The 18906-nt window shown below is 61.5% G+C and carries 20 protein-coding genes; 4 read left to right on the forward strand and 16 right to left on the reverse strand.

Features of this window, described 5'->3' with window-relative positions; all coding sequences use genetic code 11:
* The first annotated feature begins 875 nt into the window (after positions 1-875).
* Positions 876-1127 carry a hypothetical protein gene (locus DM08_RS08955; RefSeq protein ID WP_035384329.1) on the forward strand — a complete coding sequence of 84 codons (252 nt, stop codon included), beginning with the start codon at positions 876-878 and terminating at the stop codon, positions 1125-1127.
* Positions 1128-1330: 203 nt separating this feature from the next.
* Here DM08_RS08955 and DM08_RS08960 read toward each other — a convergent pair whose 3' ends face one another.
* The 15 genes from DM08_RS08960 to DM08_RS09030 are packed head-to-tail and all read right to left on the reverse strand — an operon-like array spanning position 1331 to position 12722.
* A complete protein-coding gene (locus tag DM08_RS08960; RefSeq protein WP_051938045.1) occupies positions 1331-2677 on the reverse strand; it encodes a TAXI family TRAP transporter solute-binding subunit in 1347 nt (448 codons plus the stop codon).
* Between the two features lie 3 nt (positions 2678-2680).
* The gene (gene queC / locus DM08_RS08965) at positions 2681-3352 is read right to left on the reverse strand and encodes a 7-cyano-7-deazaguanine synthase QueC (RefSeq protein WP_035384330.1); all 672 of its coding nucleotides are present in this window, start codon (positions 3350-3352) and stop codon (positions 2681-2683) included.
* Complete coding sequence (gene queE / locus DM08_RS08970) at positions 3349-4008, reverse strand: 7-carboxy-7-deazaguanine synthase QueE (RefSeq protein WP_035384331.1); 660 nt, start codon at positions 4006-4008, stop codon at positions 3349-3351. The genes queC and queE overlap by 4 nt, the downstream gene beginning before the upstream one ends.
* Positions 4009-4019: 11 nt before the next feature.
* Entirely contained in the window at positions 4020-4751 is a 732-nt protein-coding gene (gene ybgF, locus DM08_RS08975; protein WP_035384332.1) for a tol-pal system protein YbgF, read from the reverse strand.
* Positions 4752-4757: 6 nt separating this feature from the next.
* Entirely contained in the window at positions 4758-5264 is a 507-nt protein-coding gene (locus DM08_RS08980) for an OmpA family protein (protein ID WP_035384333.1), read from the reverse strand.
* 22 nt (positions 5265-5286) lie between these two features.
* Positions 5287-6549, reverse strand: coding sequence for a Tol-Pal system beta propeller repeat protein TolB (gene tolB / locus DM08_RS08985; protein ID WP_035384389.1), 1263 nt, complete (start codon positions 6547-6549; stop codon positions 5287-5289).
* 5 nt (positions 6550-6554) lie between these two features.
* Positions 6555-7295 carry an energy transducer TonB gene (locus DM08_RS08990; RefSeq protein ID WP_051938049.1) on the reverse strand — a complete coding sequence of 247 codons (741 nt, stop codon included), beginning with the start codon at positions 7293-7295 and terminating at the stop codon, positions 6555-6557.
* Between the two features lie 2 nt (positions 7296-7297).
* Entirely contained in the window at positions 7298-7711 is a 414-nt protein-coding gene (tolR, locus tag DM08_RS08995) for a protein TolR (RefSeq protein ID WP_035384334.1), read from the reverse strand.
* Between the two features lie 12 nt (positions 7712-7723).
* The gene (gene tolQ / locus DM08_RS09000) at positions 7724-8398 is read right to left on the reverse strand and encodes a protein TolQ (protein WP_035384335.1); all 675 of its coding nucleotides are present in this window, start codon (positions 8396-8398) and stop codon (positions 7724-7726) included.
* Positions 8399-8407: 9 nt separating this feature from the next.
* Positions 8408-8818 carry a tol-pal system-associated acyl-CoA thioesterase gene (ybgC, locus tag DM08_RS09005; RefSeq protein WP_035384336.1) on the reverse strand — a complete coding sequence of 137 codons (411 nt, stop codon included), beginning with the start codon at positions 8816-8818 and terminating at the stop codon, positions 8408-8410.
* Positions 8811-9869 (reverse strand): Holliday junction branch migration DNA helicase RuvB, encoded by a 1059-nt coding sequence (gene ruvB, locus DM08_RS09010; protein ID WP_035384337.1) that lies wholly within the window; start codon positions 9867-9869, stop codon positions 8811-8813. The genes ybgC and ruvB overlap by 8 nt, the downstream gene beginning before the upstream one ends.
* Positions 9866-10450: a Holliday junction branch migration protein RuvA gene (ruvA, locus tag DM08_RS09015; protein ID WP_035384338.1), complete on the reverse strand. Its 585-nt coding sequence runs from the start codon at positions 10448-10450 to the stop codon at positions 9866-9868. The genes ruvB and ruvA overlap by 4 nt, the downstream gene beginning before the upstream one ends.
* Positions 10451-10459: 9 nt before the next feature.
* Positions 10460-11392 (reverse strand): prenyltransferase, encoded by a 933-nt coding sequence (locus tag DM08_RS09020; protein WP_088177612.1) that lies wholly within the window; start codon positions 11390-11392, stop codon positions 10460-10462.
* 12 nt (positions 11393-11404) lie between these two features.
* Entirely contained in the window at positions 11405-11944 is a 540-nt protein-coding gene (gene ruvC, locus DM08_RS09025) for a crossover junction endodeoxyribonuclease RuvC (RefSeq protein WP_202593395.1), read from the reverse strand.
* A gap of 52 nt (positions 11945-11996) precedes the next feature.
* Complete coding sequence (locus tag DM08_RS09030) at positions 11997-12722, reverse strand: YebC/PmpR family DNA-binding transcriptional regulator (protein WP_035384340.1); 726 nt, start codon at positions 12720-12722, stop codon at positions 11997-11999.
* A gap of 72 nt (positions 12723-12794) precedes the next feature.
* Here DM08_RS09030 and DM08_RS09035 point away from each other — a divergent pair, with 72 nt between their 5' ends.
* The 3 genes from DM08_RS09035 (at position 12795) to DM08_RS09045 (ending at position 18210) form a co-directional block, all read left to right on the forward strand.
* Positions 12795-14300, forward strand: a complete 1506-nt coding sequence (locus DM08_RS09035) for a helicase HerA-like domain-containing protein (protein WP_035384341.1) — start codon at positions 12795-12797, stop codon at positions 14298-14300.
* 12 nt (positions 14301-14312) lie between these two features.
* Positions 14313-17147, forward strand: coding sequence for a bifunctional diguanylate cyclase/phosphodiesterase (locus tag DM08_RS09040; RefSeq protein WP_035384342.1), 2835 nt, complete (start codon positions 14313-14315; stop codon positions 17145-17147).
* Between the two features lie 70 nt (positions 17148-17217).
* The gene (locus DM08_RS09045; protein WP_035384343.1) at positions 17218-18210 is read left to right on the forward strand and encodes a malate dehydrogenase; all 993 of its coding nucleotides are present in this window, start codon (positions 17218-17220) and stop codon (positions 18208-18210) included.
* A gap of 74 nt (positions 18211-18284) precedes the next feature.
* Here DM08_RS09045 and DM08_RS09050 read toward each other — a convergent pair whose 3' ends face one another.
* Positions 18285-18881 (reverse strand): 50S ribosomal protein L25/general stress protein Ctc, encoded by a 597-nt coding sequence (locus tag DM08_RS09050; protein ID WP_035384344.1) that lies wholly within the window; start codon positions 18879-18881, stop codon positions 18285-18287.
* Positions 18882-18906: the final 25 nt, after the last annotated feature.

Below are 18906 nucleotides of genomic sequence, written 5' to 3' on the forward strand. Positions count from 1 at the left end.
CTCGCAAGCGGAAGCAAACGGGCAGCAGACAACAGAGTTTTAGCAGGAGACAACCGACAGCGATTGCATGGCAAACGAATTGATGGCAAACAGGTCAGACCGGCGCAGGCAATTCAGTTAATTGCGATGGCTCCCTGCCGCAGCAACACACGGCAAAGCCGCTAGGGCGATTTGAAACTTGCGCGCGAATTCCATCATGGCTCGGACGGCTCGCCGCCCAACAGGAAGCCGGATATACGGAAGCAGTTGCACCCAAAACCATCAACACGCGTTGCTTGCAAAACGGGAGGTGTCCATATACGCATTCATAATGCGCCGAATGTCTTACCCTCCTCCAGCGCAATGCGCTTCGCTTATTGGCACCCTACCGTCTACGCCAACTCGTCCATTAAGCTACAACGGCTTGCTCTCTCGTAATTGAGTCTGCCCCCGCACCATGGCGATGCCAAAAAATAGCGTCCAGACCACAGCGCCCCCATCCTATATTTTCGCCACCCTACACTACTCAATCAGCGTTTCTTATTTGCGTCTCACCGCCACCAGTCGGGTAGGCTTGGGTGAGGCACGAATCCCACTAAGTAGATGGGTGGAGCGCAGCAATACCCGCACCGCAGCCCGTATAGGGTGCACTCGCAAGTGCGCCACATGTGTTTTGTACCCAGTTGCGTAGCCCCTGCACGGTCTCATAGAGCAACTTTGCTCCATTTACAGCTCGCTGGCAGCCTCAGGCCAGCGTTGCTGGTAGGCGGCTTGTTCGGCTACACAAAGATCTGAGGCATCCAAACAGAATGCATGGAATAACCTCACAGAATTTAGTACTATTCGCTCCCGGTACGCTGAACCTGATCCCTACACTTGCAAGCATGGAGGATAGAATGGACTCAAACCTAAAGCCGATCGATGTTCTGCACCTCATTGGTGAATACAAGTGCATCGAGTGTGGCCGCACCAATTGCGACAAAATCCAGATGGTGACGGTTGAGCGGGCCATTGCCAAGTTGAAGGAAATCGTTGAGTCGGCGGCCCACGAAAAGCTGCCCGAGTTGATTTCCGAAATGAAGGGCATACGCCCGTGCCATGAATTGGCTGGCTATGTGCCACCCGAGTCATTCGTGGGCAAATCATAGTCAAGCATCAAAAACCAAATGGTTCGTCACTGCTGCACCTGCGCCAAACTCGCGCAGGGCGCAGAACCGCACGACACTCCCTCGGCTAGATGCTGGCGACTAGCCTGTCCAGTGCCCGCACCTTTCATTCCATGCAACATGATCTCGTACCGTGCGACTCCAACTGTACGCCACCACGCAACTACCCTTGGACAGGCTGAGGACTAATGGTTAGGGAACTGCTCTTGTGATCGTATCTGCCCGCGCACCATGGCGATGTGGGCTCGAAGTTCGTACATGTGTTGGGAGAAGGCGTTCGGCAGACGGAGCTGGTTGACCTTGGCTTCGATCTCGTCGAGGGTGGCCAGGTTGCGCAGGTGGTCGTTGGCGGCTTTGCCCTGGCGGATCTGGGTCTCCAGGTAGCGCAGTTCACCGTAGAGCTTGTAGATCTTGGATTTCACCAGCCAGACGTAGACCGAGGGCACGACTTTGCTCAGGGGATACACCACGGCCAGTAGCGGCAAGAGCAGGATCAGCATGCGGTTGACGAAGGTGGCAGCCCAGAACGGCAGGTATTTATCGAGGAAGGGCAAGCCGGACTTGTAGAAGTTGGCCGCCTGGTCGGCAAGGACGAAATCGGTGCCTTTGGCCGAAGGGAAATCATGCGGTTGGCTGAACAGCCCGCCCCCGCCGTGCACGCTGGCGATGGTCTTGAGCAGCAGGTACATCAATGCGGGATGGAGCGAGTCGCGGGCGACCAGCATCACGGTCGGCGCGACCAGGTTGGTTTCATTGTCGGGCAGGTTACGCGCCAGACTCAGGCCACCGGCGGGCAAGTGCAAATGGGTCAACGAGGGGATGTTGCGGGTGTAGGCCTCGGCTTCGGTGACATCCACCAGACGCAGCTTGTGGTCCAGCGCCAGTTCCTGCACCAGCGGCGAGTGTGGCACGTCGAGGAAGAAAGCGGCATCCAGACGACCGGCGTGCAGCGCCTCGGCTGCGTCATCGTCACCGATGGGCTCGAAGTGGCTGTTGTCCGCCGTCACGCCGCTGGCTTCGAGCATGGCGCGCGCCACCACCTGTGCCCCGCCGCCGGGGCGACCGATGCCGATGCGCTTGCCCTTGAACGCGGAGAGGTGCTCGGGCGGTTTGGCACATTTGCAGAATATCCACACCGGCTCGTAATACAGGCTGCCCAGCGACACCATGCCCAGTGTCGGCTCGGAACTGGCCACACCGCCCTGGATGAACGCCAGGTCCACGCCCGACTTCGGATCGCGCAGTAACTTGAGGTTCTCCTGCGCACCGGCGGTCTGGCGCACTTCCAACGTGATGCCCTCGCGCTTCAGCAATTCGGCATAGAGGTAGGAGAATGCCAGGTAGTTGCCCTCGCCTGCGCTGGTGGCGATGACGATCTTTTTGGGTGGCGCGGGATCGATGAACTTGTAGCCGACGACCAGTACCAGCAGGGTCAACAGCAATACGGGAGCGACCGCCTTGAGCAGCTCCCAGGGCAAGATGGCGCTACGCTCTTCCGCTTCCTCTGCTGCGTCGGCGGGGCGCTCGCTCATGGCTCAGTCCCGATAGCGGGTGACATCGGCCAGCCCGGCATGGGCGAAGCCGTGGGCGCGCAGGCGGCAGGAGTCGCACACGCCGCAGGCCCTGCCCTGTTCGTCGGCCTGATAGCAGGAGACGGTCTGGCCGTAGTCCACGCCCAAGCCTGTGCCTAAACGGATGATCTCGGCCTTGCTCAGGTTAATCAGCGGCGCGTGAACCTGCAGCGGCTTGCCTTCGACCGCCGCCTTGGTGGCGAGGTTGGCCATGCGCTCGAAGGCCTCGATGTATTCCGGACGGCAATCCGGATAGCCGGAATAGTCCACCGCGTTCACGCCGACGAAGATGTCCTGCGAGTCCAGCACTTCGGCCCAGGCCAGCGCCAGCGACAGCATGATGGTGTTGCGCGCAGGCACGTAGGTGAGCGGGATGCCTGCGCTGGGATGCTCGGGCACGGCGATCGAGTCATCAGTCAGGGCGGAGCCGCCGAAGCCGGTCAGATCGATATGGATGATGCGGTGTTCCGCCGCGCCGACGGTCTGCGCCACGCGCTGCGCCGCCGCCAGTTCGGCGTGGTGGCGCTGGCCGTAATCGACGCTGAGGGCGTGGCAACTGAAACCCTGGGAGCACGCGATGGCAAGCACCGTGGCCGAATCCAGTCCGCCGGAAAGGAGTACGAGTGCTTTCTTCATTTGCCTTGCTGGTTGCCCCATAGCAGTTTGTGCAACTGGACTTGCAGGCGTACCGGCAAGTGATCGCGCAAGATCCAGTCGGCCAGCACGGTCGGGTCAAGTTGGCCCTGAGCGGGCGAGAACAACACGTCGCAACGCGAGGCCAGCGCATGCTCGTCCAGCACTTGTTTGGCCCACAGATAGTCGGTCTCGTCGCACAGCACGAACTTGATCTCGTCGTGCGGGTTCAGCGAGGCCAGATTCCCCCACAGATTCTTTTCGGACTCGCCCGAAGCCGGGGTCTTGATGTCCAGCACCTTGACCACGCGCGCGTCCACACCGCTCACATCCAGCGCCCCGCCCGTCTCCAGCGAGACCTGATAGCCTGCATCGCACAGGGACTGCAGCAAGGGCAGGCAATTCTTCTGCGCCAGCGGCTCACCGCCGGTGACGGTGACATAACGCGCGCCATGCCGCGCCACCTCGGCAAGGATGTCGGCCAGACTCATGGCCTGCCCGCCGGTGAACGCATAGGCGGTGTCGCAATAGGTGCAGCGCAAGGGGCAGCCGGTCAGCCGCACGAACACGGTCGGCAAGCCGACGCGGCGGGTCTCGCCTTGCAGTGAATAGAAAATCTCGGTGATGCGCAGTGATGCGCGGGTATCAGGTTCGGACACGGGTCCTCTCCTTATTTGAGTACGGCCAGGCGTTCCTTGGCCTTGGCTGCGGCTTCGCTATCCGGATATTGAGCGACCAGCTTCTTGAGTGTCTTCTTGACCAGCAAGGGTTGCTTCAACTCCTGCTGAGCCGTAGCCGTCTGCAACAGGGCATCCGGTGCCTTGGGGTGTTTCGGTGCGGCATCCAGGAAGGTCTGGAACGTCATCACTGCACTCGGATAGTCCTTGAGGTTCATGAACGAATCGCCCATCAGGAAATAGACATTGGGCAGTTGCACGGAATTCGGGTATTTGCGCTGGAACTCCTGAAACGCGGTGATGGCGGATTGATAGCTCTTGGCGCGATGCAAGCTGAACGCGGTCTCGAAAGCACGATTCTCCTGCACCGGGCTGTCGGCGGCATCCGATGAAGCGGCAGCCTGCTCGGCATCGACCTCAAAATGCCGCAGACGACCGTCCAGATCGACATAGAAGTCCTTCTGGCGTTTCTCGGCATCCTGCAGGTTATGCACCAACTCTTCGTTCTGGCCGCGCAGCTTCCTCAACTCGATGTTCAGCGCTTCGATCTGGCTTTGCAGGTCGAGCAACGACTTGGTCTGCTCTTTCTGCGCATCTTCGAGTTTCTGGACCCGCTCGTTCAGCGCCTGTACACCTTTGCGTGCCTCGTCGTCAGACAGGATGCCCGCGTTCGCTTGTGCGGCGAGCAGACAACAACCGGCGAGGAACAAGGCACGCAACTTCATGGTGTATTACTTGGCGTAGTTCAGATCGGTACGGCGGTTCTCGGCCCAGCCGTCTTCGTCGTGATTGGTGTTGCGTGGTTTCTCTTCACCGTAGCTCACCGAAGTCAGTTGGCCTTCCTTTGCACCACCCAGCAACAGCAGTTTCTTCACGCCGTCGGCGCGACGTTGCGCCAAAGCCAGGTTGTATTCGTTGCTGCCGCGCTCGTCGGCGTTGCCTTCAAGACGGACGTTACGTGCGGGATGCGTGCTCAGGTACTTGGCATGGGCCGCCACCAAAGGCTTGTCAGCATCCTGGATCACATCGACATCGAGCGCATAGTAGAGGCTGCGATAGGTCAGACCGGTCTTGGGATCGTCCAGAGGATCGACTTCAGCCGAAGCTGCCGTGCCTGGCTTGCCTGTCGTAGCGGAGGCATCGGCAGCAGGAGTTACGGGAGCCACCGGCTTGGTGGTCTGGCTGGCACATGCCGTCAACAAACTGAGCAACAACCCGCTTAATGCAATCTTTTTCATCTTCACTTCCCCTATCAAAAAGTTACTGGTTCAAAAACGGTCCCCACATGGGCTCACGAACATCACCCGTTTGTGCCGACATGCGCTGCTTGACCTTTCCATCGCTGGAAACGGTGGACAATATACCACGACCTGCGGCATCTGATGCAAACAGCACCAGCTTGCCGTTGGGGGCGAAACTCGGGCGTTTTTCCCAACCGCCATCGGTAAGCAGTTGCATCTGCTTGGTCTCGAAGTCCTCGGTGGCGATGTAGAAGCGGCCACCGTTGCGATAGGTGAACACAAAGCCTTTGCCGTCAGGGCTGTGGCGCGGCGAGAACGCCTGGCCACCCTCGAAAGTGACGCGCTGCGCGCTGCCGCCGTCCACCGGCATACGGTAGATCTGGGCACTGCCGCCTCGGTCCGAAGTGAACAACAGATATTGCCCGTCAGGCGAGAAGTTCGGCTCGGTATTGATCGCGTCACCGTGAGTGAGGCGCTTCAGGTCGCTGCCATCCGGCTTGCACAGATAGATCTGCGAGCCACCGTCGCGCGTCAACACCAAAGCCAGCTGCCTCCCGTCCGGCGACCAGGCCGGGGCACTGTTGCTGCCATTGAAGCTGGCCACTGCCTTGCGCTGCCCGGTGACCAGCGACTGGACGAAGACCGCCGCATGGCCGAGTTCAAAGCTGACATAGGCCAGATGGCTGCCGTCCGGCGACCAGGCCGGCGACATGATGGGTTCGTCGCTGTCCAGGATCACCTGCTCGCCGTAACCATCGCTGTCGGACACGATCAGCTTGAATTTGGACTTGTTGCGATTCACGTACACGATGCGGGTACTGAACACGCCCGGCACCCCGGTCAGCTTTTCGTAGATGGTGTCGGCGATGCGGTGCGCGATATAGCGCAGTTGCGAATCGCGCCCTGACACCGCCTGCCCGAGCAATTCGACTTGCTTGACCCCGTCCAGCAGACGGAAGCGGATCTCCGTGCGATTGTTCTCCTGCGCCGCCACGCTGCCGATCGCGATGGCTTCGACCCCGCCCCACTCGGCGTAATTCACTTCGGCGGGCTGATGCGGCGCCTTGCCCGCCGGATCGACCAGGCGGAACAAGCCGGTGCGCGCCAGATCTGCCGAGATCACGCTGCTGAGCGATACCGGCAGCTTGTCTTCCCCGGCGAAGGGGATGATCGCAACAGGTATTTGCCGCTCACCTGCCCCGATGATCTGGATGTTCAGGGCCGCCTGCGCCGATGAAACCAGTAACAGCAAGGTAAAAGACATCAGGGTACGCAAGATCATCTTCATCACTCCACGGGCTTGAAGCCCAAATGCAAATCACGGAAACGTTTGAACAGGGACACATCCGTCGGCAGCGGCAACGGCTGGGATTTCAATATGGCGCGCTCCACCGCGCTGTCGTAAGCCACATGGCCGCTGGATCGCGCCAGCTTGGTACTGAGTACGGAACCGCCGGGCAGCAAGGTCACATCGAACTCGGCTTTGGCATTGTCCGGCACGTCCGGCGGCAATACGATGTTGCGCCGGATCTTGGCCACGATCTTGGCCACGAACTCATCGACCACCCGGCCATTCGCCGCCGCTTGTGCCGCTTCGGCTGCGGCGCGCTCGGCCCGGACGCGCTCCATCTCGGCCTTGGCTGCCTGCTCGGCCTTCATCGTCTCGGTGACCTTGGGCGGAACGGGTTTGGCTACCTCCACAGGCTTTTTGACCTCGACCACCTTTTCGATCGGCTTCTTCTTATCTTTCAGCTGGATCTCGGCTTTGACCGGCTCCGGCTTGGGCGCAGCGACCTCCTTGACGACAGGTTTGGGCGGCTCAACTGGCGCGGGTTCGGGCGGAGCCGGTTCAGCCACGGAGGCGGGCGCTGCCTCCGGCAAAGCGTCCCAGATGTCCACCACCATGCCTTGCGGCTGCTCGGAACGCCAGCCCACGCCGAAATACAGCAAGGCGAAGAACAGGGTGTGCACCAGCAGCGCCAGCGCTGCGGCTGGCGTACGGTAAGGCTGGCGGTAGGTCATTTCCATGCTTACTTGCTCTGCGTCAGCAACCCGACCTTCTTCACTTGCTGTCTTTGCAGCGCGTCCATCACCTTGATGACTTCCTCATAGCGCACGCTCTTGTCCGCCGAGATGACCACTGCCTGCTCGGCGTTGGCCGCTTGCTTTTGCTTGATGGACAGGATCATTTCTTCGCTCGACACCTCATGCTCGGCATCGCCGTTCGCATGGTCACGCAAAGCCAGCGAACTGTCTTTCTTGATGATGACTTCCAGCGGCGCGACGGGAGGTGTCAGCGCCTTGCCTATGCTGGGCAAGTCAATCTGCCCCGGATTCATCATTGGCGCGGTGACCATGAAGATCACCAGCAACACCAGCATCACGTCGATGTAAGGCACGACGTTGATCTGGCTCATCGGGCGATGCGAAGAACGGCTTCTCATGACTGCCTCACCTCAAGGCTGGCGCTGAAGCACGTTGGAGAACTCTTCCATGAAGCTCTCGAAGCGGGTGGACAAACGGTCGATCTCGTGCGAGTAACGGTTGTAGGCCACCACCGCCGGGATCGCGGCGAACAGACCCATCGCGGTGGCGACCAGCGCTTCGGCGATGCCGGGGGCGACATGTGCCAGTGTCGCCTGACCGACGTTGGCCAAACCACGGAAGGCGTTCATGATGCCCCACACCGTGCCGAACAGGCCAACATACGGGCTGACCGATCCGACCGTCGCCAGAAAGGACAGATGCGATTCCAGATGATCCATCTCGCGCTGGTAGGTGGCGCGCATGGCGCGGCGCGTGCCGTCCATCACCGCGCTCACGTCCATGCCGGACTTGCGCTTCAGCTTGGTGAACTCCTCGAAGCCCGCTGCGAAGATGCGCTCCAGACTGCCCGCGTTCTCGCGCGACGACAGCGCGTTGCGGTACAGCACGTCCAGATCGTCATGCGACCAGAACGCCTGCTCGAAGATCACGCTCTGTTTGAGCGTCAGGCGCACCGCGAACATCTTCTGGAAGATGTACCACCACGACAGCAGTGAGACCAGCAACAGCAAGCCCATCACCAGTTGTACCAGCACGCTGGCATTCCCGATGAGGGTGATGAACGACAGATCCTGTGTGACTTCCATGTTTTCCTCTCAACCCTTCCATTGATTCCGCAGCACATCCGGCAAAGCCACGGGTTTGAATGCCGCGATGTCGACGCAGACCAGATATATCTCCGCCGTGACCAGTGTCTCCGCACCGCGCAACACCGCCTGATGCACCATCACCCGGCTGCGCCCGACTTCCTTTGCCTCCGCCGTCACCTGCAACTGGTCATCCAGCAGCGCCGGCTTGAGGAAGTCCAGCTTCATCGAGCGCACCACGAAGGCCACACCCAGCTCCTTCATCATCGCGGCGTGATTATACCCGTACACATCCCTCAGCCACTCGGTGCGCGCACGTTCCATGAAGTGCGCGTAGGTCGCGTGATAGACCACGCCGCCCGCATCGGTGTCGTGGAAATACACTCTAACCGGAAAAGAATACGGTTTTGTGTCACTCATCCCACAACTCCTTGCCCGCCCCGGCGGGACGCGGTTGCGGCAGGCCGAAATGCAGCCAGGCATTGGCCGTCGCCATGCGCCCGCGCGGCGTGCGTTGCAGATAGCCTTGCTGGATCAGGTACGGCTCCAGCACGTCCTCGATGGTGTCGCGCTCCTCGCCAATAGCGGCGGCCAGATTGTCCACCCCCACCGGCCCGCCGCCGAACTTCTCGATCACCGTTTGCAGCAACTTGCGGTCCATCAGGTCCAGACCCTGCGCGTCCACGTCCAGCATGGTCAGCGCGGCATCGGCCACAGTGCGGCTGGCATTCCCCGCCGCACGCACGTCGGCGTAGTCACGCACCCGGCGCAGCAAGCGATTGGCGATGCGCGGTGTGCCGCGCGAACGACGCGCCACTTCCAGTGCGCCATCGTCGGACAGGTTCATCTCCAGCAGCCCGGACGAGCGCATCACGATGCGCTGCAACTCCTGCGGCGTGTAGAACTCCAGCCGTCCGATGATGCCGAAACGGTCGCGCAGCGGGTTGGTCAGCATCCCAGCGCGCGTCGTCGCCCCCACCAAGGTGAACGGCGGCAGGTCGATCTTCACCGAACGCGCCGCCGGGCCCTCGCCTATCATGATGTCGATCTGATAATCCTCCAGCGCCGGATAGAGGATCTCCTCCACCACCGGCGACAGGCGATGGATCTCGTCGATGAACAGCACGTCGTGCGGCTCCAGATTGGTCAGCAGCGCCGCCAAGTCCCCTGCCCGCTCAAGCACCGGGCCGGAGGTCTGGCGCAGATTGACGCCCATCTCACGCGCGATGATGTGCGCCAAAGTGGTCTTGCCCAAACCCGGTGGGCCGAACAGCAACACATGATCCAGCGGCTCGCGCCGCATCTTCGCCGCCTCGATGAACAAAGATAGCTGGTCACGTATCTTCTCCTGCCCGACGTATTCATCGAGCTGCTTCGGACGCAAAGCGCGTTCCAGCGCCTCCTCCTGCGGCGAGACGGGTGCCGGGGAAATGATGCGGGAACTGGTCGTGAGATCGTCGGAATGGATCATGCTTTGGACAGATATTTGAGAGCCTGCCGGATACCGTCTGACACGCTGATGTCGGCGGGCAGTTGCTTAGCCGCCCAGTCAGCCTCTTTCGCTGAGTAACCAAGCGCTTGCAGCGCATTGGTGATGTCACTGTCAAGCTGTGCGGCATCGGCCCCGGCTGTGTTGCCACTCACCGGCAAGGCGGCGAACTTGCCTTCCAGCTCCAGCAACAGACGCTCGGCGGTCTTTTTGCCTACACCGGGAATCTTGGTCAACCGCCCGGTTTCCTTGCGCGCCACGGCATCCGCCAGATCGACCAGACTCAGGCCGGAAAGTACCGACAGCGCCAGCTTGGGGCCGACACCACTGATCTTGAGCAACTGACGGAAGGCGGTGCGCTCGTCCAGCGAGCCGAAGCCGAACAGCAGGTGTGCGTCTTCGCGCACGATGAGCTGGGTGTGCAGCACCACGCGCTCGTTCAAGGCAGGCAGGTTATAGAACGTGCTCATCGGCACGTCCACCTCATAGCCCACGCCCTGCACGTCCAGCAACAGTTGCGGCGGGTTCTTTTCCAGCAAGATGCCGGTGATGCGGCCTATCATTTGGTTTCCTTAAAGTATCAACGCCAGTGCGACCAACCCGCCGTGCAGCAGCATCGCTTGTATGGTGAGCTGGATGGCCGGAGCGAGTTGTTGCGGCTGGTGCGCATGATGCCACAAATGGTGCGTCGCTTTGATGCTGAGCGGCGCGGACAGCAAGCCCAACAGCGCAGCGGCGGGCAGCCAGCCCAGTGCCACCGTCAGGCTCAACCAGCCGTATGCGCCCAGGGCGATCAGGCCGTAGCCCCAGCGCGCTTGCGCCACCGGCAGGCGGGCGACCCAGTGCAGCTTGCCTGCGGCGATATCAGCGGAGCGGTCCGGGAATTGATTGATGTAAAGCAGGTTGGCGGTCAGCAGCGCGTTGCTCAGCCCCGCCACCATAGGTGCAAGGGAAAACACCCCGCGCTGGACGAGGTCCGCTCCCACCGGTATCAGGCCGAAACCCAGCACGATGCACAACTCGCCCAGACCGCGACCGTTCAGGCTCAGCGGCGGCGCGGAATAGGCCCAGCCGATGAGCAGTCCGGCCAGGCCGACGTAGAGCAGCTGCGGCGTGGCTTGTGCCATCAACCATACCCCAGCGACAGCAACGGCGGCCATCAGACCAAAACCGAAGTTGCGAGTCTGCGCCAGCGTCAGCACACCGTTCTGGATGAAGCGGCTGCCGCCGGTGAACGGGAAGATGCGCTCGGTGTTGGCCGCATCGGTGCCGTTCAGCGCGTCGTAGTAATCGTTCAGCACATTCGCCCCAGCGTGGGCCAGCAAGGCGAACAGCACGGTGATCACGGCCAGCGTAGGATTCAGCGCCACGCCGTCATGACGAGCCGTCGCCAGCCCCAGCAAGGCAGCGACCAACGCGGCGGAAAGAAAGGCCGGACGCGTCGCAGCAAAGTAGCGCGCGAACGGGTTGGGGAAAGCGATCAGCGTCGGTTCAACAGGCGGCATAGCCAAACTCACTCATATCAAACGCCCGCCTCTCACTCGAAAACCCTGGCTGGCCAGCGCGCCCATGCCGCCCAGACCGTTGTGGGCGTGGGTGATGGCGCAGGCCAGCGCATCGGCGGCATCCGGGCTGGGCGTACCGGACAGGTTCAGCAGACGCTGCACCATCGCCTGCACCTGCTCCTTGGCGGCGTGGCCGTTGCCGACCACGGATTGCTTCACCTGCAAGGCGGTGTATTCCGCCACCGGCAACCCGGCCTGCACCAGCGCACAAACCGCCGCGCCGCGCGCCTGGCCGAGCAACAAGGTAGATTGCGGATTGACGTTGACGAACACCTTCTCCACCGCCGCCAGCTGCGGCTGGTGCTGTGCGACGACCTCGCCGAGCGACTGAAGGATGACCTTCAAGCGCTCCGGCAACTCGCCGTCCGGTGTCTTGATGCAGCCGCTGGCAACGTAGTGCAGCTGCTGGCCGTGTTTCTCGATGATGCCGAAACCCGTCACTCTGAGACCCGGGTCAACACCCAAAATTCGTATTGCCGAAGAGTGGCTCATCGGAACACCAGGGTTCTACCCTTTTGCCTTCCCCCTTTACCCTGCCCCGGCATCACTCTTCGATCACCGCCGAGGTATAGACTTCCTGCACGTCGCCCACGTCTTCCAGCGCATCCAGGAGTTTTTGCATACGCACTGCGTCGTTGCCGGTAAAGATGACTTCGTTCTCGGGCTTCATGGTCACTTCGCCCATCTCCGGCTTGAAGCCTGCAGCTTCCAGGCGCTGTTTCACCGCCACGAAATCGTTGGGGGCAGTGATGACTTCGATACTGCCGTCGTCGTTGCTGACGATGTCTTCCGCACCTGCGTCCAGCGCCACTTCCATCAGCGCATCCTCGTCGGTGCCGGGGGCGAACAGCATGGTGCCGCAGTGCTTGAACAGGAACGAGACCGAGCCGTCGGTGCCGAGGTTACCGCCATGTTTGGTGAAGGCGTGGCGCACATCGGCCACGGTGCGGGTCTTGTTGTCGGTCATGCAATCGACCATCACCGCCGCGCCGTTGATGCCATAGCCTTCGTAGCGCAGCTCCATGTAGTCCACACCTTCCAGCTCCCCTGCGCCGCGCTTGATGGCGCGCTCGACGTTGTCCTTGGGCATGTTGTTGTCATAGGCCTTTTCCATCGCCAGTCGCAGGCGCGGGTTGGTATCGGGATCGCTGCCCCCCAGCTTGGCGGCCACGGTGATCTCCTTGATGAGGCGCGTGAATATCTGCCCGCGCTTGGCATCCTGCCGCCCCTTGCGATGCTGGATATTGGCCCATTTACTGTGTCCCGCCATGATGCTCTCCGTTCCAATGATTGCGCGCAATGGTATCATTTCCTCCATTCCAACCCAAACCCCCCTGCTGCCATGACCGCGCCGCTGCTGATCGCCAAGAACACCGACCACGAACTCGTCCTGTTGCCGCAGATGGCCAACCGCCACGGTCTGATCACCGGCGCGACCGGCACCGGCAAGACGGTCACTTTGCAGTCGCTGGCAGAGTCGTTCAGCCGTATCGGTGTGCCGGTGTTCCTGTCCGACATCAAGGGCGACCTGTCCGGCCTGGCCAAGACCGGTGGCGGCAATGCCAAGGTCGAGGCCCGCGTCGAGCAGCTTCAGCTGGAGGATTACGAAAATCGCGCCTACCCGGTGACGTTTTGGGACGTGTCCGGCGAGCAAGGCCATCCGGTACGCGCCACCATCTCGGACATGGGGCCGCTGCTACTGGGTCGCATGTTGAACCTCAACGAGGTCCAGCAAGGCGTGCTGACGTTGGTATTCAAGATCGCCGACGACAGCGGCCTGCTCCTGCTTGATTTCAAGGACTTGCGCGCCATGGTTCAGCATGTGGGTGAGAATGCCAAGTCGTTCACCAGTGAATACGGCAACATCTCGACCGCCAGCGTCGGTGCCATCCAGCGCGGCCTGCTGGAGCTGGAACACCAAGGGGCGGACGCCTTCTTCGGTGAGCCCATGTTGAACATCGACGACCTGATGCAGACCGATGCTCAGGGCGCAGGCATGATCAACATCCTCGCCGCCGATAAGCTGCTGAACTCGCCCAAGGTCTATTCCACCCTGCTGCTGTGGCTGCTGTCCGAACTGTACGAGAACCTGCCCGAGGCAGGCGACCTGGAAAAACCCCGACTGGTGTTCTTCTTCGACGAGGCGCATCTGCTGTTCAACGATGCGCCCGCCATCCTTTTGGACAAAGTCGAACAGGTGGTGCGCCTGATCCGCTCCAAAGGCGTGGGCGTGTATTTCGTCACACAGAACCCGACCGATGTGCCGGACAAAGTGCTGTCCCAGCTCGGCAACCGCGTGCAACACGCCCTGCGCGCCTTCTCGGTGCGCGACCAGAAAGCCGTGCGCGCCGCCGCCGAGACCATGCGCGACAACCCCGAACTGGACGAACAGGCTGCCATCACCGAGCTCGGCGTAGGCGAAGCGCTGGTCTCGCTGCTGGACGAGAAAGGCCGTCCCACCATCGTCGAACGCGCTTTCATCGTGCCGCCGCGCGCCCAGATCGGCCCGCTCACCGCCGCCGAACGCCAGCACGTGATCCAGTCCTCGTTGCTGGCCGGGCACTACGAAGCCGCCGTGGACCGCGAATCCGCCTACGAACGGCTCAAGGGCCGCGCGGCACAAGCCGCCGAAGCCGAGCAAGCGGCAGCGAGTTCGCCAGCACAGAGCAACGGCGGCGGTCTGCTGGGCAGCATCTTCGGCAACGATGATGCTCCGCGCCGCTCTGCCCGCCAGCCGCAAAGCGTAGGCGAAGCCATCCTCAAAAGCGCCGCCCGCACCATAGGTTCCGAAGTCGGCAGGCAGTTGATACGCGGAGTGCTGGGTTCGTTACTCGGTGGCAGACGCTAGAGCGGACAGTTGATGAAAGCGCAAGACCTGCTCCAATCGCTGCACCCCCGCCACAGCCTGCGCGCCCAGATCAGCCTGGCTTCAGGCATCATGGTGCTGCTGCTTTCCACCGCATTGAGCTTCATCGCGGCGGATATCAGCCGCCAGCACATCGAGATCAGTCTGGGCGAGGATTTCGCCCGTCGTGCCGCCGGAACGCTGGATGTGATGGATCGCGGCATGTTCGAGCGCTATCGCGAGATCCAGATCGCCGCGACGCTGGACGACATCCGCAACCCACAGGTCGCGGTGGAACAGAAGCGCGCCATCCTGGGCAAGTTGCAAGACACCTTCAACGCCTACGCCTGGATCGGCATCTGTGACAATCAGGGTGTCGGTCTGGTCGGAACGGGCAAATATCTGGAAGGCAAGGATCTCTCCAAGCGTCCCTGGTGCAACAAGGGGCGCACGCAGGCCTACATCGGCGACGTACACGATGCCTTGCTGCTTTCCAAGCTGCTGCCCAACCCTTCCGGCGAGATGTTCTACCTGCTGGACGTAGCCGCACCGGTGCATGACCATGACGGCAGATTGCTGGGCGTGCTGTGCGGCCATATCTTCTGGCGCTGGGCCGAGGAGATGCTGGAATCCAATCGCACGCCCAACACCGACCTAGTGCTGGTGAACCGCGACGGACTGGTGCTGGCGGGTCCGGTCAAGTCACGCAGCCCGCTGGGCGAGACCGCACCGCAGACCATGGCCGCACTCACAACTGGCGCAAAGAGCGGACATCTGGTGGAGACCTGGCGGGATGGTCACACCTATCTGGTCGGCTACGCGCGCGGCGAAGGTTACCGCGATTACCCCGGCCTGGGCTGGGGCACGGTGTTCCGCCAGGACACCGTACTGGCATTCGCCCCGGCACGCGAGCTACAGCAACGCATCCTGCTGATCGGTGCAGGACTGGGGCTGCTGTTCGCCTGGCTGGGCTGGATGCTGGCCGGGCGCATCGTCCGTCCGATCAGGGCAGTGGAAGCCGCCGCCGCCAAGGTTTCGCATGGCGACCTGAGCTACGTGCCGCCCACGCTGCGCGGGAATGGCGAAGTCGCCCATCTTTCCGATGCCATCCGCAACATGGCCGTGACGCTGACTCAGGAGATCGCCGAACGCAAACGTGCCGAGGAAGGCCTGCGCCTGGCTGGCAAGGTGTTCGAAAACAACACCGAAGCCATCGTCATCACCGATGCCGACAACAACATCGTGATGGTCAACCCGGCGTTCAGCGAGATCAGCGGCTACCTGCCTGAGGAGGTGCTAGGCCGCAACCCGCGCATTTTCTCTTCAGGCAAACAAGACACAGAGTTCTACCGGGACTTCTGGCGACAACTATATGAATCAGGTAGTTGGCAAGGGGAGTTGTGGAACAGTCGGAAGAATGGAGAGGTTTTCCCGGAATGGATGATCGCCCTCGTGGTACGCGACGAAAAAACTCAGGCGGTGACCCATCATATCGCCATCTATTCCGACATCTCTGAACGCAAAAAGGAAGAGGAGTACATCCAGTTCCTCGCCAATTATGACCAGCTCACCGGGCTGCCCAACCGCACCCTGCTGCTGGACCGCGCCGAGCAGGCGCTGGGCTTGGCTCTACGCAACAGCAGCAAGGTCGCCGTAGTGTTCATCGATCTCGACCGTTTCAAGACCATCAACGATTCGCTCGGCCACGATGTGGGCGATGCCCTGCTCAAGCAAGTGGCACAACGCTTCAAAGCCTGCCTGCGTCGCACCGACACATTGGCTCGCCAAGGCGGGGATGAGTTCGTCGCCATCCTGGCCGATCTGGGCAGCGAAAGCGAGGCCACCCACGTTGCCGAAAAACTGTTGCATGCTTTGCAAACCCAGCTGGAGGCTTCCGGACACACTCTAAGCATCACCCCCAGCATAGGAATCAGCCTGTACCCGGATGACGGTCAAGAAGTATCGGTACTGATGCGCAACGCCGATCTCGCCATGTATCGCGCCAAGGAAATGGGCCGCAACAACCTGCAATACTTCACCGCAGTGATGAACCAGCGTGCAGTTGAACGGCTGGAACTGGAGACCGGGCTGCGCCAGGCCATCGCCAACCGGGAGCTCGCCGTCCATTACCAGCCGCAGGTCGATCTCGCCACTGGGCGACTCGATGGCATGGAAGCGCTACTGCGCTGGCAGCACCCCCAGTTTGGCCAAGTCTCCCCTGCCCGCTTCATCCCCGTGGCAGAGGAAGCGGGTCTGATCGAGGAGATCGGCGAATGGGTGCTGCGCCAGGTCTGTCTGCAAGGCCGTATCTGGCTGGCGCAAGGCCTACCGCTCAAACCGCTGGCGGTGAACCTGTCGATGCGCCAACTCGCCCAGAGCGATCTGGCCGAGCGGATAGGCATCATCCTGCGCGACACCGCCTATCCGCCCGAGATGCTGGAACTGGAGATCACCGAATCCATGCTGATGGAGCTGGGGGATCTCACCCAGCACACGCTGACACGGCTCAAGGACATGGGCATCCGTCTGGCACTGGATGACTTCGGCACCGGCTATTCCTCGCTCAGCCGTCTCAAGACCCTCCCGCTGGACAGGCTCAAGATCGACCAATCCTTCGTCCGCGACATCAACAGCGATCCGGATGATGCGGCTATCGTCCGCGCCGTGATCGCCATGGGGCACAACCTCAACATGCGCGTGCTGGCCGAAGGCGTGGAAACCGTAGCCCAACTCGAATCGCTGCGAGCCATGGGCTGCGATGAGATTCAGGGCTACCTGCTCGCCCGTCCAGCCCCGAGCGAACAAGCCTCCATGCATCTGCGCGAAACGCCGCTCCCGCTGGCTAGGTGATACTGCGTCAGGGCTTTGCACGGCACCGCAAAGGCTGTCAAAATGACTCGTCCCGTTACAGGAGCGCCTCATGAAAGCCCCCATCCGCGTCGCCATCACCGGCGCAGCCGGCCAGATCGGCTATAGCTTGTTGTTCCGCATCGCCAATGGCGACATGCTGGGCCGCGAGCAACCCGTCATCCTGCAGTTACTCGATCTGCCCGCCGCACAAACGATGTTGCGCGGCGTGGCTATGGAACTGGAAGACTGCGCCTTTCCCCTGCTGCAGCAGATCATCATCAGCGACGATGCGCGCATCGCTTTCCGCGATGCCGAGGTGGTACTGATGGTGGGCGCGCGTCCGCGCAGCAAAGGCATGGAGCGCAAGGATCTGCTGGAGGCCAATGGCGCGATCTTCTCCGCGCAGGGGCGCATCCTCAACGAGGTCGCAGCGCGCCATGTGAAGGTGCTGGTGGTCGGCAACCCAGCCAACACCAATGCACTCATCGCCATGAAGAACGCGCCCGATCTCGATCCGCGAAATTTCAGCGCGATGATGCGACTGGATCACAACCGCGCCATCGCCCAGGTCGCACAAAAACTGTTCCAGCCCATCTGGGACGTGAAGAAGATGGTGGTGTGGGGTAATCATTCCGGCACCCAGTACCCGGATCTGTCGCACGCCGAGATCCGTGGCCGCAAGGTACTGGATGTGTTGCAGCAGAACGGTTGGGAGGACTGGATCGAGGGCAGTTTCATCCCTACAGTGCAGAAACGCGGAGCGGCAGTGATCGAGGCGCGCGGCCTGAGCAGTGCGGCCAGTGCCGCCAATGCCGCCATCGCCCACGTACACGACTGGCTGTTGCACTCACATCACAACGACTGGGTCACCATGAGCGTCCCCTCCGATGGCAGCTATGGCATCCCCGAAGGGGTGATCTACGGCTTCCCGGTCACCTGCCGCAACGGCCATTACCACATCGTGCAAGGCTTGCCGATAAGCGATCTCGGCCACCGGCATCAGCTCGATAGCCACCGCGAGTTACTGGAAGAACGCGACCATGTCAGACACCTGCTGGATTGACCCGGCTGACGTGCAAAAACCAAACAGCCCGCCGTGTCTCCACGGCGGGCTGTTCGTTTGCAACGACTGACCGCTTACTCGGCAGCAGTCGCAGCTGCTTCCACGGCACCGCGCGGCACCTGGATGGTGGCCACAGCATCCGCTGCGTGGTGATGACCAGCAACTTCCACGCCCTTGGGCACCTTCAGGTCGGACACGTGCACGGACTTGCCGATTTCCAGCTTGCCCAGATCGACTTCGATGAACTCGGGCAGGTTGGCTGGCAGACAGATCACGTCGAGCTCGTTCAGCACGTGGGTGATGATGCCGCCGCCCAGCTTGACACCAGGAGCCACGTCAGCGTTAACGAAGTGCAGCGGCACCTTGACGTGCATCTTCTTGCCTGCGTCCACGCGCTGGAAGTCGATGTGCAGCACTTGCTGACGGAACGGGTGCATCTGGAAATCACGCAGTACGACGGACTCCTTCTTGCCGTCCACGCTCAGCGACAGCACGGAAGCGTGGAACGCCTCGTTGCGCAGTGCGTAGTACAGATCGTTGTGATCGAGCTCGATCTGGACAGCGTCGCCGCTGCCATAAACGATACCAGGGGTACGACCCGAGTTACGCAGACGGCGGCTCGCACCCGTACCTTGCGCTTGGCGGGTTGTTGCAATTACTTCGATAGTCATTTTACTTCTCCAGTTAAAACGAAAC

It is taken from the genome of Ferriphaselus sp. R-1, assembly GCF_000746095.1.
Lineage (GTDB): Bacteria > Pseudomonadota > Gammaproteobacteria > Burkholderiales > Gallionellaceae > Ferriphaselus.

Coding starts and splice junctions, on each gene's coding strand:
- DM08_RS08955 (WP_035384329.1), top strand. CDS start 876: ATGGACTCAAACCTAAAGCCGATCGATGTTCTGCACCTCATTGGTGAA.
- DM08_RS08960 (WP_051938045.1), bottom strand. CDS start 2,677: ATGAGCGAGCGCCCCGCCGACGCAGCAGAGGAAGCGGAAGAGCGTAGC.
- queC (WP_035384330.1), bottom strand. CDS start 3,352: ATGAAGAAAGCACTCGTACTCCTTTCCGGCGGACTGGATTCGGCCACG.
- ybgF (WP_035384332.1), bottom strand. CDS start 4,751: ATGAAGTTGCGTGCCTTGTTCCTCGCCGGTTGTTGTCTGCTCGCCGCA.
- DM08_RS08980 (WP_035384333.1), bottom strand. CDS start 5,264: ATGAAAAAGATTGCATTAAGCGGGTTGTTGCTCAGTTTGTTGACGGCA.
- tolB (WP_035384389.1), bottom strand. CDS start 6,549: ATGATCTTGCGTACCCTGATGTCTTTTACCTTGCTGTTACTGGTTTCA.
- DM08_RS08990 (WP_051938049.1), bottom strand. CDS start 7,295: ATGGAAATGACCTACCGCCAGCCTTACCGTACGCCAGCCGCAGCGCTG.
- tolR (WP_035384334.1), bottom strand. CDS start 7,711: ATGAGAAGCCGTTCTTCGCATCGCCCGATGAGCCAGATCAACGTCGTG.
- tolQ (WP_035384335.1), bottom strand. CDS start 8,398: ATGGAAGTCACACAGGATCTGTCGTTCATCACCCTCATCGGGAATGCC.
- ybgC (WP_035384336.1), bottom strand. CDS start 8,818: ATGAGTGACACAAAACCGTATTCTTTTCCGGTTAGAGTGTATTTCCAC.
- ruvB (WP_035384337.1), bottom strand. CDS start 9,869: ATGATCCATTCCGACGATCTCACGACCAGTTCCCGCATCATTTCCCCG.
- ruvA (WP_035384338.1), bottom strand. CDS start 10,450: ATGATAGGCCGCATCACCGGCATCTTGCTGGAAAAGAACCCGCCGCAA.
- DM08_RS09020 (WP_088177612.1), bottom strand. CDS start 11,392: ATGCCGCCTGTTGAACCGACGCTGATCGCTTTCCCCAACCCGTTCGCG.
- ruvC (WP_202593395.1), bottom strand. CDS start 11,944: ATGAGCCACTCTTCGGCAATACGAATTTTGGGTGTTGACCCGGGTCTC.
- DM08_RS09030 (WP_035384340.1), bottom strand. CDS start 12,722: ATGGCGGGACACAGTAAATGGGCCAATATCCAGCATCGCAAGGGGCGG.
- DM08_RS09035 (WP_035384341.1), top strand. CDS start 12,795: ATGACCGCGCCGCTGCTGATCGCCAAGAACACCGACCACGAACTCGTC.
- DM08_RS09040 (WP_035384342.1), top strand. CDS start 14,313: ATGAAAGCGCAAGACCTGCTCCAATCGCTGCACCCCCGCCACAGCCTG.
- DM08_RS09045 (WP_035384343.1), top strand. CDS start 17,218: ATGAAAGCCCCCATCCGCGTCGCCATCACCGGCGCAGCCGGCCAGATC.
- DM08_RS09050 (WP_035384344.1), bottom strand. CDS start 18,881: ATGACTATCGAAGTAATTGCAACAACCCGCCAAGCGCAAGGTACGGGT.